This is a genomic window from Nonomuraea sp. NPDC054003, from assembly GCF_055585125.1.
The window spans coordinates 16,046-40,049 of sequence record NZ_JBVJKR010000024.1 but is presented as its reverse complement, the minus strand read 5'-3'; the positions used below and the strand labels follow the sequence as shown (position 1 = coordinate 40,049).

26 protein-coding genes are annotated in these 24,004 nt (G+C 71.0%); 16 read left to right on the top strand and 10 right to left on the bottom strand.

The window, feature by feature from the left end:
* Positions 1-169: 169 nt before the first annotated feature.
* Positions 170-820, bottom strand: a complete 651-nt coding sequence (locus ACZ6YG_RS41560) for a B3/B4 domain-containing protein (RefSeq protein ID WP_148029369.1) — start codon at positions 818-820, stop codon at positions 170-172.
* Positions 821-895: 75 nt separating this feature from the next.
* Here ACZ6YG_RS41560 and ACZ6YG_RS41555 point away from each other — a divergent pair, with 75 nt between their 5' ends.
* On the top strand, positions 896-1,465 hold the full coding sequence (locus ACZ6YG_RS41555) for a winged helix-turn-helix domain-containing protein (protein ID WP_148029370.1): 570 nt from the start codon (positions 896-898) through the stop codon (positions 1,463-1,465).
* The gene (locus ACZ6YG_RS41550; RefSeq protein WP_148029371.1) at positions 1,462-2,742 is read left to right on the top strand and encodes an MFS transporter; all 1,281 of its coding nucleotides are present in this window, start codon (positions 1,462-1,464) and stop codon (positions 2,740-2,742) included. Before ACZ6YG_RS41555 ends, ACZ6YG_RS41550 begins: the two co-directional genes overlap by 4 nt.
* Here ACZ6YG_RS41550 and ACZ6YG_RS41545 read toward each other — a convergent pair.
* Positions 2,690-3,517 (bottom strand): glutathione S-transferase family protein, encoded by an 828-nt coding sequence (locus ACZ6YG_RS41545; protein WP_148029372.1) that lies wholly within the window; start codon positions 3,515-3,517, stop codon positions 2,690-2,692. The genes ACZ6YG_RS41550 and ACZ6YG_RS41545 overlap by 53 nt on opposite strands.
* Positions 3,518-3,563: 46 nt before the next feature.
* Between ACZ6YG_RS41545 and ACZ6YG_RS41540 the strand changes: the two genes are divergently transcribed.
* The 9 genes from ACZ6YG_RS41540 (at position 3,564) to ACZ6YG_RS41500 (ending at position 13,337) form a co-directional block, all read left to right on the top strand.
* The gene (locus ACZ6YG_RS41540; protein ID WP_466020975.1) at positions 3,564-4,634 is read left to right on the top strand and encodes an MBL fold metallo-hydrolase; all 1,071 of its coding nucleotides are present in this window, start codon (positions 3,564-3,566) and stop codon (positions 4,632-4,634) included.
* A 68-nt stretch (positions 4,635-4,702) separates the two neighbouring features.
* Positions 4,703-5,575, top strand: coding sequence for an SDR family oxidoreductase (locus tag ACZ6YG_RS41535; RefSeq protein WP_466020974.1), 873 nt, complete (start codon positions 4,703-4,705; stop codon positions 5,573-5,575).
* A 148-nt stretch (positions 5,576-5,723) separates the two neighbouring features.
* A complete protein-coding gene (locus ACZ6YG_RS41530; RefSeq protein ID WP_466020973.1) occupies positions 5,724-6,881 on the top strand; it encodes an ROK family protein in 1,158 nt (385 codons plus the stop codon).
* A gap of 11 nt (positions 6,882-6,892) precedes the next feature.
* Positions 6,893-8,389, top strand: a complete 1,497-nt coding sequence (locus tag ACZ6YG_RS41525) for a sugar ABC transporter ATP-binding protein (protein ID WP_466020972.1) — start codon at positions 6,893-6,895, stop codon at positions 8,387-8,389.
* Positions 8,389-9,414: an ABC transporter permease gene (locus tag ACZ6YG_RS41520; protein ID WP_148029377.1), complete on the top strand. Its 1,026-nt coding sequence runs from the start codon at positions 8,389-8,391 to the stop codon at positions 9,412-9,414. The genes ACZ6YG_RS41525 and ACZ6YG_RS41520 overlap by 1 nt, the downstream gene beginning before the upstream one ends.
* On the top strand, positions 9,411-10,466 hold the full coding sequence (locus ACZ6YG_RS41515; RefSeq protein WP_148029378.1) for a substrate-binding domain-containing protein: 1,056 nt from the start codon (positions 9,411-9,413) through the stop codon (positions 10,464-10,466). The genes ACZ6YG_RS41520 and ACZ6YG_RS41515 overlap by 4 nt, the downstream gene beginning before the upstream one ends.
* 11 nt (positions 10,467-10,477) lie before the next feature.
* Complete coding sequence (locus ACZ6YG_RS41510) at positions 10,478-11,626, top strand: Gfo/Idh/MocA family protein (RefSeq protein ID WP_187280958.1); 1,149 nt, start codon at positions 10,478-10,480, stop codon at positions 11,624-11,626.
* Positions 11,623-12,630: a sugar phosphate isomerase/epimerase family protein gene (locus ACZ6YG_RS41505; RefSeq protein WP_148034296.1), complete on the top strand. Its 1,008-nt coding sequence runs from the start codon at positions 11,623-11,625 to the stop codon at positions 12,628-12,630. Before ACZ6YG_RS41510 ends, ACZ6YG_RS41505 begins: the two co-directional genes overlap by 4 nt.
* A 110-nt stretch (positions 12,631-12,740) precedes the next feature.
* Positions 12,741-13,337 carry a hypothetical protein gene (locus ACZ6YG_RS41500; protein WP_148029379.1) on the top strand — a complete coding sequence of 199 codons (597 nt, stop codon included), beginning with the start codon at positions 12,741-12,743 and terminating at the stop codon, positions 13,335-13,337.
* A 62-nt stretch (positions 13,338-13,399) separates the two neighbouring features.
* Here the strand turns inward: ACZ6YG_RS41500 and ACZ6YG_RS41495 are convergent, their stop codons facing one another.
* Genes ACZ6YG_RS41495 through ACZ6YG_RS41485 form a run of 3 tightly spaced genes read right to left on the bottom strand, consistent with a single transcriptional unit; the run spans position 13,400 to position 15,144 of the window.
* Positions 13,400-14,485, bottom strand: coding sequence for a Zn-dependent alcohol dehydrogenase (locus tag ACZ6YG_RS41495; RefSeq protein ID WP_466020971.1), 1,086 nt, complete (start codon positions 14,483-14,485; stop codon positions 13,400-13,402).
* Positions 14,486-14,500: 15 nt separating this feature from the next.
* Positions 14,501-14,692 (bottom strand): ferredoxin, encoded by a 192-nt coding sequence (locus ACZ6YG_RS41490; RefSeq protein WP_148029381.1) that lies wholly within the window; start codon positions 14,690-14,692, stop codon positions 14,501-14,503.
* Positions 14,689-15,144 (bottom strand): pyridoxamine 5'-phosphate oxidase family protein, encoded by a 456-nt coding sequence (locus ACZ6YG_RS41485; RefSeq protein WP_148029382.1) that lies wholly within the window; start codon positions 15,142-15,144, stop codon positions 14,689-14,691. Before ACZ6YG_RS41485 ends, ACZ6YG_RS41490 begins: the two co-directional genes overlap by 4 nt.
* A gap of 78 nt (positions 15,145-15,222) precedes the next feature.
* Here ACZ6YG_RS41485 and ACZ6YG_RS41480 point away from each other — a divergent pair, with 78 nt between their 5' ends.
* On the top strand, positions 15,223-15,858 hold the full coding sequence (locus tag ACZ6YG_RS41480; protein WP_466020970.1) for a class I SAM-dependent methyltransferase: 636 nt from the start codon (positions 15,223-15,225) through the stop codon (positions 15,856-15,858).
* A 9-nt stretch (positions 15,859-15,867) separates the two neighbouring features.
* Here the strand turns inward: ACZ6YG_RS41480 and ACZ6YG_RS41475 are convergent, their stop codons facing one another.
* From ACZ6YG_RS41475 to ACZ6YG_RS41460, 4 genes are all read right to left on the bottom strand, one after another.
* Entirely contained in the window at positions 15,868-16,839 is a 972-nt protein-coding gene (locus ACZ6YG_RS41475; protein WP_466020969.1) for a DUF1702 family protein, read from the bottom strand.
* A 140-nt stretch (positions 16,840-16,979) separates the two neighbouring features.
* Positions 16,980-18,020 carry a prenyltransferase gene (locus ACZ6YG_RS41470; RefSeq protein WP_466020968.1) on the bottom strand — a complete coding sequence of 347 codons (1,041 nt, stop codon included), beginning with the start codon at positions 18,018-18,020 and terminating at the stop codon, positions 16,980-16,982.
* Positions 18,017-18,733, bottom strand: coding sequence for a class I SAM-dependent methyltransferase (locus ACZ6YG_RS41465; protein WP_148029385.1), 717 nt, complete (start codon positions 18,731-18,733; stop codon positions 18,017-18,019). The genes ACZ6YG_RS41470 and ACZ6YG_RS41465 overlap by 4 nt, the downstream gene beginning before the upstream one ends.
* A gap of 31 nt (positions 18,734-18,764) precedes the next feature.
* Positions 18,765-20,006, bottom strand: a complete 1,242-nt coding sequence (locus tag ACZ6YG_RS41460) for a glycosyltransferase family 4 protein (protein WP_372452505.1) — start codon at positions 20,004-20,006, stop codon at positions 18,765-18,767.
* A 213-nt stretch (positions 20,007-20,219) separates the two neighbouring features.
* Between ACZ6YG_RS41460 and ACZ6YG_RS41455 the strand changes: the two genes are divergently transcribed.
* Positions 20,220-21,245, top strand: a complete 1,026-nt coding sequence (locus ACZ6YG_RS41455) for a GDP-mannose 4,6-dehydratase (protein WP_148029387.1) — start codon at positions 20,220-20,222, stop codon at positions 21,243-21,245.
* A gap of 4 nt (positions 21,246-21,249) precedes the next feature.
* Here the strand turns inward: ACZ6YG_RS41455 and ACZ6YG_RS41450 are convergent, their stop codons facing one another.
* Positions 21,250-22,062 carry an AraC family transcriptional regulator gene (locus tag ACZ6YG_RS41450; RefSeq protein ID WP_271279969.1) on the bottom strand — a complete coding sequence of 271 codons (813 nt, stop codon included), beginning with the start codon at positions 22,060-22,062 and terminating at the stop codon, positions 21,250-21,252.
* Positions 22,063-22,114: 52 nt separating this feature from the next.
* On the opposite strand from ACZ6YG_RS41450, the gene ACZ6YG_RS41445 reads away from it, so the two are divergent.
* The 3 genes from ACZ6YG_RS41445 to ACZ6YG_RS41435 are packed head-to-tail and all read left to right on the top strand — an operon-like array spanning position 22,115 to position 23,943.
* On the top strand, positions 22,115-22,669 hold the full coding sequence (locus ACZ6YG_RS41445) for a helix-turn-helix domain-containing protein (RefSeq protein WP_466020967.1): 555 nt from the start codon (positions 22,115-22,117) through the stop codon (positions 22,667-22,669).
* On the top strand, positions 22,666-23,487 hold the full coding sequence (locus tag ACZ6YG_RS41440; RefSeq protein WP_466020966.1) for an SRPBCC domain-containing protein: 822 nt from the start codon (positions 22,666-22,668) through the stop codon (positions 23,485-23,487). Before ACZ6YG_RS41445 ends, ACZ6YG_RS41440 begins: the two co-directional genes overlap by 4 nt.
* Before the next feature lie 51 nt (positions 23,488-23,538).
* Entirely contained in the window at positions 23,539-23,943 is a 405-nt protein-coding gene (locus ACZ6YG_RS41435) for a DUF2000 family protein (RefSeq protein WP_466020965.1), read from the top strand.
* Positions 23,944-24,004 lie beyond the last annotated feature (61 nt).

The window sequence follows — 24,004 nt, the reverse complement described above, 5'->3', positions numbered from 1 at the left end:
TGATAGAGAACTTGTCCAAGGCTACTCGCCCGGACCGGCACAGCGCGCAGCCTAGGCCGTTGCGCCACGGCTGATCCTCTCAGGGGTGTCCAAAGAGGTCACGCCTCCCTCGTCAGTACAGGCGGTGCTGAAAATATTACCTTTTGGTATCAACATCACTGGATGGTGTTTACTTCCCGCTTGATACGAGCCTGGTGGTGATGCGGACCTCGGGAGTGAGCCGGGTCAGCAGGTCGGCGAGCTCCTCGCCGGCTTCCTTCAGCTCCTCCAGCGTCATCGGCTCCAGCCGCTCCAGCAGGAAGATCGCGTTGGTGGTCTCCTCGGTGAGCCGGGTGCGCACCACCTGGCGCCAGTTCCACCTGCGGCAGGTCACGCCCACGTCGTCGCGCCAGATCACCTCACCGGGCTCAGGCGGCCCCAGCGCCTCCTCGGACGCCTCGTCGCCGGTCGCCCTGACCAGGCGGGCCGGGCCGGAGTAGCGGTCGAGGTCCTCGCCGCCGATGGGCAGCGCGTGTCTGACGCTGACGGAGTTGTAGGCGTCGACCACCAGGTTGATCTCCGGCAGCGGCAGCCTGCGGGTGAGCGCGTCGACCGACGGGCGGGTGCGCTGCGGCTTGGCGCCGAAGGCGCGGTAGGCGTCCTTCCAGGCGTCGATCTTGGCGTCCTGGACCGGCCGCGCCGCCTCGGCCGCCTCGGCGAGCCAGGCGCGGGACCGGTCGTCGGTGGGCCCGTTGCGCAGGCCGAGAGCCGTCATCGCGAGCACCGTGAAGTCGGGGCGGAGCGCGGCGACCGCGTCGTCCACCCAGATGTCGTCCAGCATCCGCCCAGTCTATCGATCTCGGAAAACCGCAAAATTGCCTTTGCAAAAAACTCTTTGCGGTTTACGCTCGACTGTATGGAAGAGCAGTACACGATCAGTGACCCGCGGGTGCTCAAGGCGGTCGCCCACCCGCTGCGGGTGCGCCTGCTCGGCCTGTTGCGCGGCGACGGGCCGGCCACCGCGAGCGAGCTGGGCCGCAAGGTCGGCGAGAGCTCGGGCTCGACCAGCTACCACCTGCGCGAGCTGTTCAAGTACGGCTTCATCGAGGAGGACGCCGACCAGCGCGACGGCCGCGAGCGCCGCTGGCGCGCCCGCCACCGCTACACCTCGTGGGACGCCGTCGAGCTGTCCGCCAGCGCCGAGGGCCGCGAGGCGCTCAGGATCATCCACCTGCGGCAGGCCGAGATGGTCGGGCGGGTGATGGAGGAGTACGGCCAGGCCGGCTGGTCCGAGGAGTGGGCGGACGTCTCCGGGATGAGCGACCACCTCCTCACGCTGCCGCCCGCCGCGCTCCGCGAGTTCAAGGACCGGGCCGAGGAGCTCCTGCGCGACCTCGTCGCCCGCCACGCCGGCGACCCCGGCGCCAGGAAGGTGCACGTCTGGCTGGGCGCCGTCCCCCGCACGTCCCAGGAGGAGGAGTCATGACCGCCCGTTCCGCGTTACGCCGCTACACGCTCGTCTGCTTCCTGGCCTGGTTGCCGGTCGGGCTGCAGGTCCCCTCGATGGTGCTGCTGATGACCGAGAGAGGTCTCGGCCTGGCGCAGATCGGCCTGGTGGTCACGGTCTTCTCGACGGTCACCGTGGCGCTGGAACTGCCCACCGGCGGCCTGTCCGACGTCGTGGGGCGGCGCGTGATGCTGGCCGTCTCCGCCGTGTTCCTGACAGCGGCACTCCTGCTGATGAGCGTGTCCACGGCGTTCTGGATGTTCCTGGTCAGCGGGGCGCTCAAGGGCGTCGCCAGGGCCCTGTCCAGCGGTCCCGCCACGTCCTGGTACGTCGACACGCTGCACCGCCTCGAAGGGCGCGACGCCGACCTCAAGCCGGGGCTGTCCCGCGGCGCGGCCATGGAGTCCGTGGCGCTCTGCCTCGGCGTGCTGGCCGGCGGCGCCCTGCCGCTCGTGGTGCCGCCTGAGCTGGTGTTCCCGCTGGCCGCGCCGAGCCTGGTCGGCGCGGTGGCGGCGGCGGTCCTGCTGGCGGTCGTGCTCCTCGCGCTGCCCGAGCCGCCGCATGCTCGCAGGTCGCTGGGCGGCGTGCTGCGCGAGGTGCCCGCCACGGTCGTCTCCGGGGTGCGGCTGGCGGCCGGCGGGCGCGTGCTGCGCCGCCTGATGCTCGCGTCCGCGGCCTCGGGCGTGATGCTGATGTCGATCGAGCTGCTCACCCCGGGCCGTCTGGCCCAGCTGGCGGGCACGGCCGAGCAGGGCAGCACGGCGTACGCGGTCGTCGCCGCGCTGGGATTCGCCGGCAGCGCCGCGGGCAGCGCGCTGGCGCCCCGGGCGGCCCGCCTGGCCGGTGGCTCGGCCAGGGGAGCGATCGCCGGTCTCGTGGCGACCGCGCTCTCCGTCGGCGCGCTGGCCGCGACGGCCGGGCTCGGCGGCGCGGCCGGGCTGCTGACCGCCGGCGCGGCCTACGTCGCGCTGTTCGTCGGCTCCTCGGTGACCGGGCTGTTGTGCCTGGAGATGACCCACAACGCCGTCACGGCCGCCGAGCGCACCACCGTCACCTCCACGTCCTCGCTCTCCCTGCAGTCCGGCGGCATCCTGGCCAACCTGACGCTCGGCACGCTCGCCGTGCAGGCCGGCGTGGCAGCCGCCTGGGGCGTGAGCGCGGCCGTGGTGCTGGCCTCGGCGCTGCTGTTCGTCCGGATGCCGGTCACAGGCTCCAGTCGAGCTCCGGTCCCAGCGGCACGAGCCGGTTCGGGTTGATGGTCGTCTGGGTCATGTAGTAGTGGCGCTTGATGTGGTCGAAGTCCGTGGTCTCGCGGAAGGCCGGGATCGCGTACAACCTCCTCGCGTACGCCCACACCGCGGGATAGTCCGTCAGCCGGCGGACCGAGCACTTGAAGTGCGCGTAGTAGACCGTGTCGAACCTCGCCAGCGTCGTGTAGGCACGCACGTCGCTCTCAGTCAGCCGGTCGAACAGGAACTCCGACCCCGTCAGCCGCTCCTCCAGGAAGTCCAGCGTGGCGAACACCCGGCGCACCGCGTCCTCGTACGCCTCCTGGCTCCTGGCGAAGCCCGCCTCGTAGACCGCGTTGTTGAGGCCGTGGTAGAGGCGGTCGTTCACGGCGTCGATCCCGTCGCGCAGCTCCTTGGGGTACAGGTCGGGCGTGCCGCCCCAGCGGGTCTCCAGATCCAGGGTGATCTGCGGGAAGTCGTTGGTGACGATGCGCCGTTCCTTGACGTCCCACACGCACGGCACCGTGTGGCGGCCCTCGAAGCCCGGGTCGGTGGCCAGGTAGAGCTCCGACAGGAACCCGCCGCCCGGCACCCGCCAGCCCCGCTCGTCCCTGATCGGGTCCACGATCGCGACGTCGAGCAGGTCCTGGAGGCCGAGCAGCTCGCGGACGATCAGCACCCGCTGCGCCCACGGGCAGGCGTAGGAGGCGTAGAGCCGGTAGCGGCCCGGCTCGGGCGGCCCCAGCCGGTCGGTGAAGTGGTTGGCCTGCCTGACCCAGCGCCCGTCCCGTACCGCGTCCATGACCCCAGTAGAACATGGTTCGGGAAGTACGGGCAGAATCACGGGCATGGCGAAGTTCGTGGTGACCCCCTCCAGCGAGAAGCAGCGCGCGGCATGGACGGGCGGCGGCATCCCCGAGGTCGAGCGGGTCCGGCCCGGTCTCTGGTCGATCCCGGTGCCCATCCCGATCAACCCCCTGCGGTACGTGCTCGTCTACGCGCTGGAGCTGGCCGACGGCGTGGCGATCATCGACGCCGGGTGGGACACCGACGAGGCGTACGAGGCGCTGACGGCCGGGCTCGGCGTGGCCGGCTACACGATCGCGGACGTCAAGGCGGTGCTCGTCACCCACATCCACCCCGACCACTACGGGCTCGCCGGGCGGGTCCGCGAGGCGTCGGGCGCCTGGATCGGGCTGCACCCCGCCGACGCCGGGCTGCTGCGCGAGCGGTACGACGAGGAGTTCATCGACGCGCTCGTCGCCAAGGAGCGCGCGCAGCTCCTGCGGTGCGGCGTGCCCGCCTCGACCGTGGACGAGCTGGCGGGCGCGTCCATGATGATCCGCACCTTCGTCACGATGGCCGCGCCCGACCGGCTCATCGAGGACGGCGACCGGCTCGACCTGTCCGGCTGGGACCTGCGCGCGGTGTGGACCCCGGGGCACTCGCCCGGCCACCTGTGCTTCGCCGAGCCGTCCAGGAAGCTGCTGTTCACCGGCGACCACGTGCTGCCCAGGATCACCTCCGCCGTCGCCGTGCACCCGCAGTCGGCGCCGAACCCGCTGGCCGACTACCTGGACGCGCTGGCCGCCCTGCGCGCGTTCGACGTGGAGGAGGTGCTCCCCGCGCACGAGTACCGGTTCCTGGAGCTGGCCGGGCGGGTCGACTACGTGATGGAGCACCACCGCGAGCGGCTGGCCGAGATCGAGGAGGTCGTCTCCGGCACGGACGGCGTCACCTGCTGGGACGTGGCCACCAAGCTCACCTGGTCGCGGCCCTGGGAGTCGATCCCGTCGTTCATGCGCCGCGCGGCCGGCAACGAGACGCTCGCCCACCTGGTGTGGCTGGAGTCGCGCGGCCGGGCCCGCCGCCTGCCGGGGGAGCCGGAGCTGTGGACCGGAGCTGTGGACCCGAGCTGAGGGCTGACCGCGGGGCGCTGGGTTATCGTGCAGGTAACAGAATGTTGTTCTCCTGTGCTGGAGGTTCGATGCTGCGGTTCGATGACAGGGTCGCGATCATCACGGGGGCCGGGCACGGCCTCGGCCGCTCACACGCACTGCTGCTGGCCGAGCGCGGCGCCAAGGTGGTCGTCAACGACCTCGGCGGCGCGCTCGACGGCACCGGCGCCTCGACGGGCCCCGCCGCCGAGGTGGCAGAGCTGATCACCAAGAACGGCGGGCAGGCGATAGCCAGCACCGACAACGTCGCCACCCCCGAGGGCGCGCGGGCGATCGTCAAGTCCGCTGTCGACGCCTTCGGCAAGGTCGACATCGTGATCAACAACGCCGGCATCCTGCGGGACAAGTCCCTGGGCAAGATGACGGTCGAGGACTTCGACAACGTGCTCGCCGTGCACGTGCGCGGGTCCTTCCTGGTCAGCCAGGCCGCCTATCCGCACATGAAGGAGGCCGGCTACGGCCGCGTCGTCAACACCTCCAGCCCGGCCGGCCTGTTCGGCAACTTCGGCCAGGCCAACTACTCCACGGCCAAGATGGGCCTGGTCGGGCTGACCAAGACCATCGGCATCGAGGGCGCGCGCAACGGCATCAAGGCCAACGCCATCGCCCCGATCGCGTGGACCCGGATGACCGAGGCGCTGCTGCCCGCGGAGCTCGAGGCCAAGTTCACCCCGGAGCGGATCAGCGCCCTGGTCGCCTACCTGGTGCACGAGTCGTGCGAGGTGAGCGGCGAGGTGTTCAGCGTGGGCGGGGGCCGGGTGGCCCGGGTGTTCGTCGCCGAGGGACCGGGCTGGAAGACCGACGACCTCACGCCCGAGACGATCGCCGACCACTGGGACGAGGTCATGGCCGAGCAGCCGTACGTCCAGTCAGCTACGGAGTCCATGCAGCGCATGCTCTGATCGCGGCACGTCAAGGCCGGGCGGGGGACCCCGTCCGGCCTTCGTCATGTCCGGCCAATCAGACTTTGTTCGATGAACGGCGTAAGTATGGGGAGTTATGTCACCTCGCCCTCTTGAATTGCGCGTTGTGTGATCTTATTGTCGCGGCATGACCCCCGCCCCGGGCTCGCCCGGTGACGTCCTGACGCTCATCAGCGCAGGCTCTGCCACGACCCGTTCCGATCTCGCCCGGCTCACCGGCCTGGCCCGCTCCACGATCTCGCAACGGGTGGACGCGCTGATCGAACGCGGGCTGGTCGAGGAGACCGAGAGCGGCGAGTCCACCGGCGGACGGCCGCCGCGCCAGCTCCGCCTGCACGCCGAGGAGCACGCGTTCGCCGGCGTCGACCTGGGCGCCACCCACTGCCGGATCGCGCTCATGGACATGACCGGCGACCTGCTCGCCCAGTGCGAGGACTCGCTGCTCATCGGCGAAGGCCCGGAGAAGGTCCTGGTCCACGTCGACGGGCGGATCGACCGGCTGCTCGCCGAGGCGGGCCGGCCCAGGGCGGCACTGCGGGTGATCGGCATGGGTGTGCCGGGGCCGGTCGAGTTCGCCACCGGCCGGCCCAACAACCCGCCGATCATGCCCGGCTGGAACGACTACCCCATCCCCGACTACTTCCCCGGCGTCGACGTCCTGGTCGACAACGACGTGAACGTGATGGCGCTCGGCGAGCACCGCAACGCCTTCCCGGCGGCCCGCCACCTGCTGTTCGTCAAGGTCGGCACCGGCATCGGCTGCGGCATCGTGGCCGAGGGCACGCTCCACAGGGGCGCCCAGGGCTCGGCCGGCGACATCGGCCACATCCGCGTCAGCGGCCACGAGGAGTCCGGCTGCCGGTGCGGCAACAGCGCCTGCCTGGAGGCGGTGGCGGGCGGCGCGGCGGTGGCGCGCCGGCTCACCGAGCTCGGCGTCCCCGCCGAGACGGGCGCCGACGTCGTCGCCCTGGTCCAGGCCGGCAACACCCAGGCGCTGCGGCTGGTCCGGGAGGCCGGACGGCTCATCGGCGAGGTGCTCGCCAGCCTGGTCAACTTCTTCAACCCCGAGGCCATCGTCATCGGCGGCGCGCTCTCCCGCGTCCACGAGCACCTGCTCGCGGGCATCAGGGAGACGATCTACCGCCGCTCGCTGCCGCTGGCCACCCACCATCTGTCGATCGTGCCGAGTCGCATGGGAGTCGACGCCGCGGTCATGGGCGCCGGAATCCTGGCGATCGAGCACTACCTGTCCCCGGACAACATCAACAAGATCGTCAACGCCTGAAAGGGAGCCCCATGCTCGTCATGAGGGGCATCGTCAAGCAGTTCCCCGGCGTGCGCGCGCTCGACGGCGTGGACCTCGACGTGCGGGCGGGAGAAGTGCACTGCCTGCTGGGCCAGAACGGCGCCGGCAAGTCCACGCTCATCAAGGTCATGGCGGGCGTGCACCAACCCGACGAGGGCACCGTCGAGTTCAACGGCCGGCGGGTCCGCCCGTCGGGTCCCAACGACGCGATCAAGCTCGGCTTCGCCACCATCTACCAGGAGCTCGACCTGGTCGACGGGCTCAGCGTGACCGACAACGTCTTCCTCGGCCACGAGCACGCCAGGCTCGGCTTCGTCAACCGGGCCGCCGGCAACCGGGCCGCCCGCCAGGTGCTCGAACGCCTCGGCCACCCCGAGATCCGCCCCACCACCGAGGTGGGCCGGCTGTCCCCGGCCGCCAAGCAGGTCGTGTCCATGGCCAGGGCGCTGTCCCACGACGCCCGGCTGATCATCATGGACGAGCCGTCGGCCGCGCTCGCCCACGACGAGGTGGCCAACCTCTTCCGCATCATCCGCGAGCTGACCAGCCAGGGCGTGGCCGTGGTCTACATCTCCCACCGGCTGGAGGAGATCCGCGAGATCGGCGACCGCGTCACCGTGCTGAAGGACGGCCGCACCGTCGCGGTGGGGCTGCCCGCCCGCGACACCCCCACCTCCCAGATCGTCTCGCTGATGACCGGCAGGAACGTCGAGTACGTGTTCCCGCCGCGGCCGGAGGCGCCCGCCGACGGGCCGCCCGGCGAGGAGGTGCTGCGGGTCGAGGGGCTCACCTCCCCGGGCGCGTTCCGCGACGTCTCCTTCTCGGTGCGCGCCGGCGAGATCGTCGGGCTGGCCGGCCTGGTCGGCTCCGGGCGCTCGGAGATCCTCGAAGCCGTGTACGGGGCGCGCCCGTCCTCCGGCCGGGTGGTGCTCTCCGGCAAGCAGGTACGGAAGAGCGTCGTCGGCAACGTGCGCCGGGGCATGGGCCTGGCCCCCGAGGAACGCAAGGCCCAGGCGCTGCTGCTGGACCAGAGCGTCACGGCCAACATCACCCTGGGCAGCCTGCCCGGGTTCGCGAAGTTCGGCTGGCTGGACCGTACCCGGGAGAGGGCGGAGGCCGAGCGGCTGGCCAAGGCACTCGACATCCGCCCGCCCGACCCGGAGCGGCCCGTCAAGACGCTGTCGGGCGGCAACCAGCAGAAGGCGGTGCTCGCCCGCTGGCTGCTCGGCAGCCGCAAGCTGCTCCTGCTCGACGAGCCGACCCGGGGCGTCGACGTGGGCGCCAGGGCGGAGTTGTACGCGGTCATCCGCGACCTGGCCGACCGCGGCATCGGCGTGCTGCTGGTCTCCAGTGAGGTGCCCGAGGTGCTCGGCCTCGCCGACCGCGTGCTGGTGCTGCGCGAAGGGTCGGTCATCCACGAGGGCGACGCCCGCGAGCTCGACGAGCACCTCGTACTCGACATGATCATGAACGGGAGGGCGGCCTGATGAGCGACCCCACGAAACCACGGTCGGACACCGGGCCGCCAGGCATCGCGCTGCCTGGGAGGGCGGGCGGCAACCCGCTCGGCAGGCTGACCGAGGCCGGCCACATGGGCCTGCTGGTGGCGATCGCGCTGCTGGTCGTCGTCGGCCTGGTGACCAAGCCGGCCGCGTTCGCCACCACCTCGAACCTGGTCAGCATCCTGTCGCTGGCCGCCACCATCGGCGTCATCACCGTCGGCGCCACGTTCGTCATCATCGGCGGCGGCATCGACCTGTCGGTCGGCGCGATCATGGCGCTGGCCTCGGTGTGGGCGACGACGGTGGCCACCCAGGAGTTCGGCCCGGTCGTCATGGCGATCTGCGCCATCCTGGTCGGCACCGGGACCGGGCTGGTCAACGGGGTGCTCATCGCCTACGGGCGGCTGGTGCCGTTCATCGCCACCCTGGCCATGCTGGTCGCCGCCCGCGGGCTCGCCCAGCGCATGTCCGACCGCAAGACGCAGCTCATCCAGCCGGAGAACTCCGCCATCGTCGAGCTGTCGACCACGCGGGTGCTCGGCGTCCCGCTGCTGGTCTACATCTTCGCGCTGGTCGTGGCGCTCGGCTGGGTGCTGCTCAACCGCACCACGTTCGGCCGCCGCACCTACGCCGTCGGCGGCAACCCCGAGGCGGCCCGGCTCGCCGGCATCGACGTGCGCCGGCACACCATGCTGCTCTACGCGCTGTCGGGGCTGTGCTGCGGCATCGCCGCGGTCCTCATCATGGCCCGCACCACCACGGGCTCGTCCACCCACGGCGACCTGTACGAGTTGGACGCGATCGCCGCCGTCATCATCGGCGGCACCCTGCTCACCGGCGGCCGGGGCACGATCATCGGATCGATCCTCGGCCTGCTCATCTTCACGCTCATCACGAACCTGTTCATCCTCAACGGGCTCAACACCAGTGACCAACTGATCGCCAAGGGCCTGATCATCGTCGTCGCCGTCCTCCTCCAGCGGCGGAACTTGAAGGAGAGAGCACCATGAGTGAAAACGTCGCGCGCCGGGGTTTCCTGATCGGCGGGCTCGGCGGAGCCGCGCTGCTGGCGGCCGGCTGCACCAGCAACGAGCCGTCCGCCGCGCCGACCTCGGCCGCCCCCGCGCCCACCCAGGCGGCCGGCGGCAACGACGAGCCCGGCACCAAGGTGACCATCGGCTTCTCCGCCCCCGCCGCCGACCACGGCTGGATCGCGGCCATCGCCAAGAACGCCGAAGCCACCGCCGGGCAGTTCTCGGACGTCGAGTTCCAGGCCGTCGAGCCCACCAACGACATCAACCAGCAGATCTCCGCGGTCGAGTCGCTCATCGCCGCGAAGGTGAACGCGCTGGTCATCCTGCCCAACGACGGCCAGCAGCTGAACCAGATCGCGCTGCGGGCCACCGAGGCCGGCATCCCCGTGGTCAACCTGGACCGGATCTTCCCCGACAAGCTCGCCTACCGCACCTGGATCGGCGGCGACAACTACGGCATGGGCGTGGCCGCCGGCCACTACATCGGCACCGCGCTCAAGGAGAAGAACGTCTCGAACCCGGTCATCGTCGAGATCCAGGGCATCGCCACCCTCCCGCTGACCCAGGACCGCAGCAAGGGCTTCGCCGACGCGCTCAAGACGTACGGCTTCGAGGTCACCGCCCAGCAGGACGCGCAGTTCACCGTCGAGACCGGCAACGAGGTCGCCACCTCGCTGCTGCAGGCCCACAGCAAGATCGACGCGCTCTGGAACCACGACGACGACCAGGGCGTCGGCGTGCTCGCCGCCATCAGCGAGGCCGGCCGGGACGAGTTCATCATGGTCGGCGGGGCCGGCTCGGCCAACGCCATGCGGGCGATCAAGGAGGACAACACGGTCCTGAAGGCCACCGTCACCTACAGCCCGACCATGGCCTCCTCCGCGATCAAGCTCGCCCGCCTGATCGCCCAAGGGAAGGGCATGAGTGATCTCGTGGAGAACCAGGTTCCCCAGTCGATCACGCTGGCATCCGAGACCATTACCAAGGAGAACGTCGAGCAGTATCTGCCACTCGGCTTCGAATCCTGATCGGGGGTTGCATGTCAGACAGAACCGTCGGCGTCGGCATGATCGGCTATGCCTTCATGGGCCGCGTCCATTCCCAGGCCTGGCGCAACGTCGCCGCCTTCTTCGACCTGCCCGTCACGCCCCGCATGCGGGTCATCGCGGGCCGGTCGAAGGACGCCACAGAGGCGGCGGCCGAGCGGCTGGGCTGGGACGAGGCGGTGACCGACTGGCGGGAGGTGGTCGGGCGGGCGGACGTCGACGTGGTCGACATCTGCACGCCCGGCGACACGCACGCCGAGATCGCCATCGCCGCACTCCGCGCCGGCAAGCACGTCATCTGTGAGAAGCCGCTCGCCAACACCGTGCCCGAGGCCGAGGCCATGGCGGCGGCCGCCGCCTCGGCCACCGGTAAGAGCATGGTGGCGTTCAACTACCGGCGGGTGCCCGCCATCGCGCTGGCCCGCCGCCTGGTGGAGGAGGGCCGGCTCGGCGAGATCCGCCACGTGCGGGCCCAGTACCTCCAGGACTGGATCGTCGACCCGGACTTCCCGCTGGTGTGGCGGCTGCGGAAGGACAAGGCCGGCTCGGGCGCGCTCGGCGACATCGGCGCGCACATCATCGACGCCGCCCAGTTCATCGCCGGCCAGCACCTCGTCGGGGTGTCCGCGCTGACCGAGACGTTCATCAAGGAGCGGCCGCTGGCCGAAGGCTCGGCGGGCCTGGCCGCCAGCGGCGGCTCCGGCAGGGGAGCCGTCACGGTCGACGACGCCGCCCTGTTCGTCGGCCGGCTGTCCGGCGGGGCGCTCGGCTCGTTCGAGGCCACCCGGTTCGCCACCGGCCGCAAGAACGCGCTGCGGATCGAGCTCAACGGCTCGCTGGGCAGCCTCGCCTTCGACTTCGAGGCGATGAACGAGCTGTGGGTCAGCGACGGCGGGCGCGGCTTCGAGCGCATCCTCGTCACCGAACCCGACCATCCGTACGTGGGCGCGTGGTGGCCGCCCGGCCACGGCCTCGGCTACGAGCACACGTTCACCCACGAGATCAAGGACTTCCTGGAGGCCATCGGCCAGGGCGCCGATCCCACGCCGTCGTTCGCCGACGGGCTGCGCGTCCAGCGCGTGCTCGCCGCCGTCGAGCGCAGCGCGGCCGACGGCAGCCGCTACACCACCGTGGAGGACTGATGAGACCCGTCACGCTGTTCACCGGCCAGTGGGCCGACCTGCCGTTCGAGGAGGTGTGCCGGCTCGCCGCCGAATGGGGCTACGACGGACTGGAGATCGCCTGCTCGGGCGACCACTTCGACGTCGCCCAGGCCGTCTCCGACCCGTCGTACGTCGAGCAGAAGCGCGCCCAGCTCGACAAGCACGGCCTGAAGGTGTGGACCATCTCCCACCACCTCGTGGGCCAGGCCGTCTGCGACCACCCGATCGACGCGCGGCACAAGGCGATCCTGCCCGCCCGCATCTGGGGGAACGGCGACCCCGAGTCGGTGCGCCAGGCCGCCGCCGAGGAGATGAAGAACACCGCCAGGGCCGCCGCCCTGCTCGGCGTCGACACCGTCGTCGGCTTCACCGGCTCGTCCATCTGGCACACCGTCGCGATGTTCCCGCCCGTGCCCGCCTCCATGGTGGACGCCGGCTACCAGGACTTCGCCGACCGGTGGAACCCGATCATGGACGTGTTCGACGAGGTCGGCGTGCGGTTCGCGCTGGAGGTGCACCCGAGCGAGATCGCCTACGACTACCACACCACCGTGCGCACCCTGGAGGCCATCGGCCACCGGCCCGCGTTCGGGCTCAACTGGGACCCGTCCCACATGGTGTGGCAGGACCTCGACCCGGTGGCGTTCATCCTCGACTTCGCCGACCGCATCTACCACGTCGACTGCAAGGACACCCGCGTCCGCGTCGGCGACGGCCGCCGCGGCCGCCTGTCGTCGCACCTGCCGTGGGCGGACATGCGGCGCGGCTGGGACTTCGTCTCCACCGGCCGCGGCGACGTGCCGTGGGAAGACTGCTTCCGCGCGCTGAACTCCATCGGGTACGAGGGACCGATCTCGATCGAGTGGGAGGACGCCGGGATGGACCGGCTCGACGGGGCCAGGGAGGCGCTGTCGTACATCCGCACCATGAACTCGATCACCCCGCCGACGGCTGCCTTCGACGCGGCCTTCAGCAGCGGCTGACCATCGGGCGAGGGCCTCCGACCCGAGGCCCTCGCCCGCCGCTGACCGTCAGTGAAGAATTGGAAACCCTCGGTGTTTGACACGAGGGGCGTTAGCGGACAAACAAGGGCATGAGAAGAATCGCATCCATGCTCCTGGCCGCCGCATGCGCGACGTCCGTCGTCGTCCTGCCCGCCGCGGCGACGGCCCAGGCGGAGGGCGTCGACGTGGACCGGAGTGACACCCCTCCGGCGGACTGGCTCGACCAGCTGCGCCAGGCGACGGCGAAGTACAAGGACCCGAAGGTCGCCGAGCAGGACGGGTACGAAAGGGCCGACGATTGCTGGGAGTTCCCGTACACGCTGCCCGGCGGTGAGCGGCTCGGCGGCATGGGCTACCACTACGCCAACACGCGGCTCATCGAGGACCCGAAGATCGAGCTGATGCGTCCGGAGATCCTCGTGTACGTGCCCGACGGCCACGGCGGGCGGGAGCTGGGGGCTGTCGAATACTTCCAGCGCGACAGGGACCAGCGCATCGCGACCGTCGACGACCGGCCCACGCTGCTCGGGCACGAGTTCCAGGGGCCGATGGGGCCGCACGTGGACGGCATGCCCATCCACTACGACCTGCACCTCTGGATCTTCAAGGAGAACCCGAAGGGCATGTTCGAGCAGTGGAACCCGAGCGTGAAGTGCCCGGCCGGCGCGACCCACGGCCATGGCTGAGCCCTCCTGCGGCCGCCGGTGCCCGGGACGATCCACCCGGGCGCCGGCGACCGAAACCGCGATCAGTCCATGATGACGATCTGGCGCAGCACCTCGCCGCTCTTCAGCGCGGCCACCGCGTCGTTGAGGTCGGCGAGCTTGATGCGGGAGCTGATCAGCGACTCCAGGTCGAGCTGCCCGGCCTTGTAGAGCTTGGCGAAGTACGGGAAGTCATGGCGGACGTCCGCTTCCCCGTACAGGCTCGACAGCAGGTTCTTGCCCTCGAACAGCAGGCTGAAGGCGGAGATCGAGACCATGTCGTCGGCCGCGCCCGCGCCGACCACGATCACGTCGCCGCCCGCGCGGGTGATCTGCCAGGCCGACTGGATGGTGGCCGACTTGCCGACGACCTCGAAGCCGTAGTCGAAGCCGGCGCCGCCGGTGAGCTCGGCCAGCGCGCCCGGCACGCCCTCGGGGGTGACCGCGTGGGTGGCGCCGACCTTCTTGGCCAGCTCGTGCTTGGACTCCAGCGGGTCGATCGCGAGGATCGTGCGGGCGCCGGAGATGCGCGCGCCCTGGATCACCGACAGGCCGACGCCGCCGCAGCCGATCACTGCGACCGTCGAGCCGGGGCGCACCCTGGCGGTGTTGATCGCGGCGCCCACGCCGGTGGTGATGCCGCAGCCGATCAGCGCCGCCGCCTCCCACGACACCTCGGGGTCGATCTTCACGACGCCCACCGACGGGACCACGATCTCCTCGGCCCAGGTGCCGCAGCCGGCCATGCCGAAGGCGGTGGTGCCGCCGCCGAAGCGGAAGTTGCCCTTGGTGAACGACTCGATGATGTACTTCATGCACAGGAAGGGCTGGCCGCCCAGGCACAGGTCGCACTCCTGGCAGGCCGGCCGCCAGCTGATCACCACGTGGTCGCCCGGCTGGACCGAGCCGACGTGCTCGCCGACCTCCACCACCTCGCCCGCGCCCTCATGACCGGGGATCAGCGGCACGGGTTGCGGCAGCACGCCGGTCATGGCCGACAGGTCGGAATGGCAGACGCCCGTCGCCTTGATCCGTACGCGGACGTCACCCGGCCCGACGGGGGCCAGCGTGATGTCGTCGCGGATGTCCAGCTTGTCGTCGCCTATGGCGTGCAGGAGAGCTGCGCGCATGGGTTCCTCCTCCGGCTAATCCTCAAGGGAGAGGGCGGCTTTGGGGCAGGACCGCACCGCGTGGCGGACGCGGTCGAGCATCTCGGGGGGTGGTTCGGGGAGCAGGATGTGGAGCTGGTCGTCGTCATCCAGCTCGAAGACCTCGGGCGCGAGGCCCATGCAGACGGCGTTGGCCTCGCAGACCAGCTCGTCGACACTGACTTTCACGTGATTCTCCGGTGATCCCATGAGACCACTTTGACAGGCTCGACCACGTAGGCGAGCCGCTTGCGCCCGGTGTGCTCCACGTAGGGACGCAGCTGCTCGTCGGCCACGCCGGGAGTCATCCGGCGGGCCACCCGCATGCCGACGTCTAGCACGTCCTCAGGGCTGTCCTGCGGCGTGACCCGCCCGTACACCAGCACCCCGCGCAGCTCGCTGTAGTCGTCGCCCAGCTCGACCAGGCAGCTCACCCGCGGATCGCGGGCCAGGTTGAGCGCCTTCTGCGACTTGGCGTACGTCCAGAACGTGATCCTGCCCTTGTCGTCCAGGCCGTAGAACATGGTCACGAGGTGGGGCGTGCCGTCGGCGTTGATGGTGGCCAGCTGGAGCTTACGTCCCGCTTCCAGGAACGCGGCGACCTCTTCCTCGGACATGGAGATGCGAGCGCGCTGATTCACGCTGCCAAGTAGAACAGGTTGCATAATGGCGGGCAAGGGGTCGCCCGAATAAGATTCGGTGCCGTTAGGGTGCTGGGCATGACGATGCCGCCCGCGCTGCTCTACGCAGCTGAGCACGCCAAGGGTTTCATGCCCGCGCAGGAGGGCCTGGCCCTGTACGAGGTGGCTCGGACGTACGGGACCCGCGGGCCGATCTGCGAGATCGGCACCTACTGCGGCAAGTCGGCGATCTATCTCGGCGCCGCCGCCCGCGAGACCGGCTCCGTGGTCGTCACCGTCGACCACCACCGCGGCTCCGAGGAGATCCAGCCCGGCTGGGCGCACCACGACCCGACGCTGGTCGACCTGCGCTTCGGCAAGATGGACTCCCTGCCGACGTTCCGCGCCACGATCGCGGCCGCCGGGCTGGAGGACGAGGTGATCGCGATCGTCGGGCACTCGGACCGGGTGGCGAAGCTGTGGACGACGCCGCTCGGCATGCTGTTCATCGACGGCGGCCACTCCGAGGAGCCGGTGACCCGCGACTACGAGGGCTGGGCGCCGCACGTCATGCCCGGCGGGGCGCTCGTCTTCCACGACATCTACCCCGACCCCGCCGACGGCGGCCAGGCGCCCTACCGCGTCTACCTGCGGGCGCTGGAGTCCGGGGCGTTCGCCGAGGTCGGCGTGACGGGCTCGCTGCGCGTCCTGGAACGCGTCGCCGACGGCATCTAGCGCGCCGGGTCAGGCCGGCTGGTGGCGGCGCAGCCAGAGGCGGCGGGTGTGCGCCTGCCAGGCGAGGAACTCCTCGTGGCCGCACGGGTCGTCCGGGAGGGTCAGCAGCGCCCGGTCGGCCCAGGCGACGGCCTCCTCGGCCGTGCCGCCCGCCAGGATCGGCGCCGCCTGCGCCACGTGGTCCGGCAGGTGCCCCGCCTGTGCCCTTGCCGTCGCGGCGAACGCGCAGCCCTGCGCCAGGTGGGAGCGGAAGCCGTCGGCTCCCGCGTGCTCGGTCAGCCACCACAGCTCGTCGGCCTCCGCGCCGCCGGTGTAGGCGGCCGCGAAGCCCACACCGCTCCACAGCGCCGCCCGCCGCGCCACCGGATAGGCGGCGATCCTGGCCGCCACGTCGTCGGGCGAGGCGCAGTCGTGATACCAGAGCAGCCGCCCCAGCCCCTGGTCGAACAGCGCGCAGTGGGCCCGCGACAGCAGGTCGGGCATGGCCCGCTCGCCCACCATCCGGTCGGCCCGCGCCATGCTCCACTGGAACCCGAACCCGTCGAGCGCCAGCCAGCGCAGCAGCGGGTGGGCCCGCCGGGCGGCGCGCACCGGCCGCATCCGCAGCATGGCGTAGCCGCGGCCGGCGCCCAGATGGACGGCGAACGCGTGGTGCGCGGCGGGGCCGGCCAGTAGCTCGCGAAGGCGCCGGCCCCGGGTCAGGGTGACCAGATCGAGCACCGCGCACGCGGCCCCCGCCCCTTCGTAGGCGAAGGCCAGCTGATCACGGGAGATGTCCTCGATCCGTTCGACATTCCGTGAGACGACCGCGTTGAACCCGGTGAGGTAGGACCTCTCCGCGCCTTCGATGACGGCCCTGGAGGCCGGCCGGGTGAGCCGGAACCTCCGCCTGCTCAGGTCCGATTCGCCCGGATCCCTCGACAGCAGCCGCCGCCATCCTCGGGCCGGGCTCGCCACCGGCTCGCTTCCGGCGTGCTCCAAGAACGATGTCGTGCCCGTGTCGCCCACGCTTCCCCCGAAGACGCCTCGTACGGTCGCTCCCGAAGCTAGTAACCGCATTGGGCGCTTTCACGGAGCCGCACGGGCCTCGCGCGCAAAGACGCGGCAAAACCGCTTGCGTGTCACGCCCGCGCGGGCGTACAGCCGCACAGCTCCGGGCGGCCGGTGAGGCCGGACGGCGCGGCGGTGTCGCGGAAGATCCCGCCCCCGCCGGTGAGCCCCTGCAGGGCGTCCGCGGCCAGGATCACGGCCGCGGACGTGTAGCCGGAACGCTCGTACGGGAAGTGCTTGCGGTTGGCGAACTGCCAGCCCGTCCAGTACGAGCCGTCCTCGTGCCGCAGGTGCTGCATGTCGGCGAAGAGCGCGACCGCGCGGTCACGGTCGCCCAGCGCGTCCAGGGCCAGCGCCAGCTCGCACGTCTCCGCGCCGGTCACCCACGGCTGGTCCGACACGCAGCGGATGCCGAGCCCGGGGACCACGAACGTGCCCCACTCCCGCTCCAGCAGCTCGAAGGCGGCCTGGCCGCGCACCGCGCCGCCGAGCACGGGGTAGTACCAGTCCATCGAGTAGCGGCTCTTGTCGGCGAACGCCTCCGGGTGCGCGGCGAGCACGTGCGCCAGCCGGTCGGCGGCCAGCTCCCAGTGCGGCTGCGGGTCGCCCAGGCGATCGGCCAGCAGCACCCCGCAGCGCAGCCCCTGGTGGATGGAGGCGCAGCCGGTCAGCAGCGCGTAGGTGGCCGGCCGGCCGTGCGCGTCGCGCTCCCACACGATCTCGCCGCGCTCGGTCTGCAGCCCCGCCACGTAGTCGAGCGCCGCCTTGGCCATCGGCCAGCGTTCCTCGGCGAAGGCCCGCTCGCCGGTCACCAGCCAGTGGTGCCAGAGCCCGACCGCGACGTAGGCGGCGTGGTTGGACTCGCCGCCGCGCTCCACCGCAGCGTCGCCGACCACCTTCATCGGCCAGGAGCCGTCCTCGCGCTGGTGCGCCGCCAGCCAGGCGTAGCCCCGCTCGACCGGCTCGCGCAGCCCGGCGACGGCCATGGCCATCAGGCACTCGATGTGGTTCCACGCGTCGACGTGTCCTTCGGGCCAGGGCACGCCCCCGTCGTCCTGCTGGATGGCCGCGATGCTCTCGGCCGTCTGTACGACCTGCTCGCGCGAGATCACGCCTCGGGCTTCCGCACGTAGAGCACGACGCTCTTGCCGATGATCGGGTTCAGCAGAGCCTCGGCGATCCTGGTGGCGGGAGGGCGCTTCATGATGTCCCACACGAGCAGCTCGTGGTACGCCTTCGCCAGCGGGTTGTCGTCGTTGTTGACGCCGACGGCGCACTTGATCCACCAGTAGGGGGCGTGCAGGCCGTGGGCGTGGTGGTGCGGGCCGATGACGAACCCGGTGGACTTCAGCTTGGCCGACAGCTCGGCCAGCGTGTAGATGCGCACGTGCCCGCCGGGGGCCGTGTGGTAGTCCTCGTCCAGCGCCCAGCAGATGCGCTCGGGCAGGAAGCTCGGCACCGTGATCGCGGCCGTGCCGCCGGGCCTCAGCACCCGGAAGATCTCCCGCATCGCCGTCATGTCGTCCGGGATGTGCTCCAGCACCTCGGCGGCGATCACGCGGTCGAAGCTCGCGTCCTCGAACGGCATGTCGAGCGCGGTGCCCTGGACGGTCTCGCCGGTGCCCCCGCCGGGCACCTCGCCCGCCTTGTCCATCGCCGCGAACATCGCCGCCACGCTGTCCAGCTCGGTCTGGTCCATGTCGAAGGCGACCACGTTCGCGCCGCGGCGCAGCACCTCGAAGGCGTGCCGGCCACCGCCGCACCCCAGGTCGAGCACGCGCACCCCAGGGCCCACGGGCAGCCGGTCGAAGTCGACGGTCAGCACGAGAAACGTTCTCCTGTCTTCGGACGGGCGATCAGCGGGACCGGCGGGCGGCGATGGCCTCCCGGTAGGCCTCGACGGTCTTCTTGGCGACCACGTGCCAGGTGTAGCGCTCCATGACCCGGTCGTAGCCGGCCCGGCCCACCCGCTCGCGCTCCTCCGGCGAGTCGTGCAGCCGGCGCAGCACCGCGGCCAGTTCCTCGGCGTCGCCCGGCGACACCTGGACCGCGGCGTCGCCCACGACCTCGGGCAGCGCCCCCGTACGGCTGGCCACCAGCGGCGTGCCGCAGGCCATGTGCTCGACGGCGGGCAGCGAGAACCCTTCGTACAGCGAGGGGACGACGGAGATCTCCGAGGTGGCGATCAGCTCGCCCAGTTCGTCGTCGGAGATCCCGTGCACGAACCGGACCCGGTCCTGCAGCGACAGCTCCTGCACGAGCTGCTCGGTGGGCCCGCCGGGGGTCGGCCGGCTCACCACGGTCAGGTTGACGTCGCGCTCGGTGGCCAGCTTGGCGACGGCCCGCAGCAGCGTGGCGACCCCTTTCATCGGGGAGTCGGCGCTGGCCACGGCCACGATCGAGCCTTTGCGGCGGGGCTTGTCCGGGCGCGGGTGGAAGTAACGGGTGTCGACGCCGAGCGGGATCAGGCGCATGTTGGCCTGCGGCACGTTGAAGTCGCGGTGGATGTCGGCCAGCGACGACTCGCTGACCGTCAGGATCGGGTTCAGCCGGGGGGCCACCTTGGCCTGCATCTTCACGAACCCGTACCAGCGGCGCATGGTCAGCTTCTTGACGCCCTGGGCGGCCTCCAGCTCGATGCGCCGGTCCACGCTGATCGGGTGGTGGATGGTGCCGACCACCGGGAACAGCTTCTGGATGCCGAGCAGGCCGTAGCCGAGGGTCTGGTTGTCCTGCACCACGTCGAAGTCGCCGACGCGCTTCTTCAGCTCGCGGTGGGCGCGCAGGGTGAAGGTGAGCGGCTCGGGGAAGCCCGCGGTCCACATGGTGCCGACCTCCAGGAGGTCGATCCAGTCGCGGTACTCGCCGAGTCTGGGGGTGCGGAACGGGTCCTCGTCGCGGTAGAGGTCGAGGCTGGGCACCTTCCGCAGGATGACGCCCTCGTCGAGCTCGGGGTACGGCTGGCCGGAGAACACCTCGACGTGGTGGCCGAGCGCGACCAGCTCGCGGCTCAGGTGGCGGAGGTAGACGCCCTGGCCGCCGCAGGTGGGCTTGCTGCGGTAGGACAGCAGCGCGATCCGCAGCGAGTCCGTGCTCACGGACACCCCTTTCTCCGCCGGTAGGCCCGGAACGCGGGCGTGTACCGTGAAAGATGACCTTAGTCCGAGAAGGCTACCATTCGGTAGGTCATCTGGAATGGTTCACAGTCACACGGACAAGCCGTGCGAACTGCGGCATTAGCCTGACCGAGCGTTGTTCGGTGGAACGTGTTCTAGATAGTATTCCCCGGGTAGGCGAGAGTTGGAGGACCCTTGGCCAGGCGCGCTCTGATCACCGGCATCACCGGCCAGGACGGTTCCTATCTGGCGGAGCACCTGCTCGATCAGGGCTACGAGGTATGGGGGCTGGCCCGCGGCCAGGCCAACCCGCGCGTGTCGCGCATCCGCAAGCTTCTGGCCGACGTCCACCTCGTCAGGGGCGACCTGCTCGACCAGGGCTCGCTGATCTCCGCGGTGGAACGCGTTCAGCCGGACGAGGTCTACAACCTCGGCGCGATCTCGTTCGTGCCGATGTCGTGGGAGCAGGCCGAGCTGACGGCCGAGGTCACCGGGATGGGCGTGCTGCGCGTCCTGGAGGCCATCCGGGTGTGCTCCGGCGTCTCACGCGGCGGGCGCCCGTCGGGCGGGCAGATCCGCTTCTACCAGGCCTCCTCCTCGGAGATGTTCGGCCAGGTCGGCGAGACCCCGCAGAACGAGAGCACCGGTTTCCACCCGCGCTCGCCGTACGGGGTCGCCAAGACGTACGGGCACTTCCTCACGCAGAACTACCGCGAGTCGTACGGGATGTTCGCGGTCTCCGGCATCCTGTTCAACCACGAGTCGCCCCGGCGCGGGGCCGAGTTCGTCACCCGCAAAGTCTCGCTCGGGGTGGCCCGCATCAAGCTCGGCCTGGCCGGTGAGCTGCGGCTGGGCAACCTGGAGGCGCGGCGCGACTGGGGGTTCGCCGGCGACTACGTGCGCGCCATGCACCTCATGCTCCAGGCTGACAAGCCCGAGGACTACGTGATAGGCACCGGGCGGATGAAGTCCGTCAGGGAGCTGGCCGAGGCCGCGTTCGCGGCGGCGGGGCTCGACTGGGAGCGGTACGTGGTCACCGACCAGGCGCTGCACCGGCCCGCCGAGGTCGACCTGCTGTGCGCGGACCCGAAGAAGGCCAGGGTGCAGCTCGGCTGGGAGCCGACGGTGTCGTTCGACGAGCTGGTGGCGATGATGGTCGAGTCGGACCTGCGGCTGCTGACCGACGGCGGCGACCCCGACCAGGAGTCCTCCTGGCCGTGACGGGTCACAGGGCGGCGGCGCGGTAGGCGGCGGGGGTGAGCCCGAAGCAGCGGCCGAACCAGCGCGTCAGATGGCTCTGGTCGGCGAACCCGGTGAGCGCCGCCACCTCGCCGATCGGGGTCCCGCCCGCGATCAGCCGTCGCGCCTCCCGCAGCCTGAGCAGGCGCTGGTAGTCGCTGGGCGCCATCCCGTAGGCGGCGCGGAACGCCCGGTAGACGGCGAACCTGCTGGTGCCCGCCTCCCTGGCCAGGTCGTCGGCCGTCACGTCGTCGAGCGGGCGGTCACGCAGCATCGCCCTGACCCTGGCCGCCACCCCGCCGGAGCCGCCCGCCACGGTGACCGGGCCGGTGGCCGCGCGCCGTACCAGCGCCCTGACCGTGTCGGCGAGCAGCTCGTCGCGGCGCAGCGCGGGCGCGCCGCCGAGCAGGGCCGCGTGCAACGCGCGCAGGGCGGCGGCGAGCGCCGGGTCGTGCACCACCGGCTCCGCGAACAGCGGCAGGCCCGTGCGGCGGCCCGCCAGGTCGTCGAGCACCTCCGACATCAGGCCGGGGCCGAGATGGACGATGCGGTAGGTGAAGCCGAGGGCGTCGGTGGGCCGGCCGTCGTGCGGGTCGTCGGGGTTGAAGGCCATGACCATGCCCGGGGTGCTCGTGTGCGCCGACCCCCGGCAGGTGAACGACTGCGCGCCGTCCTCGGTCATGCCGAACGAGTAGGTCTCGTGACTGTGCCGGTGGTAGACGTGGCGCGCGAAGTGGGCGTGCATGGCCTCGATCGGCCGGTCGGGAGACCTCCAGTAGCGGGACCATTCACGTGCCACGCCTCCGATTCTATTGACAAACAGTGTTTTTACGTAAAGGATGATTTTTGCGATGAGAGAAGTCCTGTATCTGGAAGAGATCGAGCAGGCCGAGGCGCTGCTCAAGCCGCAGCGCGTCGAGGTGCTGCGGCAGCTCGCCGAGCCGCGCACCTGCAGCGAGGTCGCGGCCCGGCTCGGTCAGACCCCGCAGCGGGTCTACTACCACGTCAAGCGGCTGGTGGACGCGGGGCTGGTCGACCAGGTGGCCGAGCGCAAGGTGCGTGGCATCAGCGAGGGCATCTACCAGGCCGGCGCCCGCTCCTACTGGCTGTCGCCGCGCCTCGTGGGCCGCATCGGGCTGACCAGGGCACGCGACGAGCTCAGCCTCGGCTACCTGCTCGACCTCATGGAGGAGGTCCAGGCCGACATCGCCGCGCTCGACAGGACCGCCCCGGAGTTGCCGTCCATCGGCCTGTCCGGCGAGATCTACGTACGGCCGGAGCAGCGGCAGGAGTTCCTCGACGACCTGCAGACCGTGATGCGGGACCTGTTCACGCGCTATGGGGGAGCCGAAGGCGACGCCTTCAAGCTCGCCCTCGCCTGTTACCCCAAGGGAGAAAGCCCATGATCATTCGTGCCCGCGTGCAGGCCCCGGTCAAGGAGGTCCGGCACGCCCTCACCGACCCCGCCGCGCTGCGTGTCTGGCTCGCCGAGCACGCCGAGGTGGAGCTGCCCGACCGCTACGCCTTCTGGGGCCGCCACACCCCCGAGGGCGACGCGCCGCACCAGCGGCTGCTGCACGCCGACGACCGTACGGTCCGGTTCGCCTGGACGCTGGACGGCGTCGAGACGACCACCGAGCTCCGGCTGGAGGAGGAGGGGCCCGAGACCACGATCGTCACGGTCGAGCAGAGCCACTTCAGCATGGAGGAGGCGCTGGCGGAGAGCTCGATCAGGGGAGTGCTGCAGACGTACTGGTGCCTGGCGCTGACCAACCTGGCCGAGCACTTCGAGGGCCGCGAGCTCACCCCGAAGATCGACTTCACCGCCACCGGCGACCTGCGCGCCTCGGTCCTGGTCGACGCGTCCCCGGAGCAGGTCTTCCACTCGCTGATCGACTCCGAGTCGGCCACCCGCTGGTTCGGCTACCCGATCGAGATCGAGCCGCACGTCGGCGGGCGGTTCGCGATGGGCGGGATCGAGAACAACCCCCACCCGGCCAAGATCCTGGAGCTGGAGACCGACCGCAAGGTCAGCGTCGACTGGGGCGCCACCGGCGTCGGCACCTGGGAGCTGGAGGGCACCGGCGGCAAGACCCGGCTCACCATGATCCAGAGCGGCTTCGACCGCCCGCCCTTCGCCGCCTGGGGAGGCAACCTCGCCGGGCTGGCCGAGCTGCGCCGCTTCCACGAGGTGCCCGGTTGGCAGCCGGTGCTGGCCGGGTAGCCGCACCAGCGTTCAAGACCCCGAGGGGGCGGTGACGGCAGCCTGGACGCCATGCGTTTCGACACGAAGATCGGCATCGTGGTCCGCGACGACCTGGCCACCTGGCAGAAACTGAACGTCACCGCCTTCCTCGCGAGCGCCGTGGCCGGCGGCGCGCCGGAGACGATCGGGGAGCCGTACGAGGACGGGTCGGGCAACGCTTACCTGCCGATGTTCCGCCAGCCGGTGCTCGTCTACACGGCCGGCTCGCTCGCCTCGGTCCGTGAGAAGGCCGTGGCGCGGGGGTTGCGGGTGGCGGTCTACATCGAGGAGATGTTCAAGACGGGCCACGACGACGCCAACCGCGCCGCCGTGCGCGCGGTGGCGGCGCCGGACCTGCAGCTCGTCGGCCTGGCGGTGTATGGCCCCAAGAACACCGTGGACAAAACCCTCAAGGGCCTCCAACTGCACCCGTGACGTCCTGTGGACGGCCGTCGCCCATCCACAGAACCCCGCTCACCTCCCGCTCGCGCGGGCC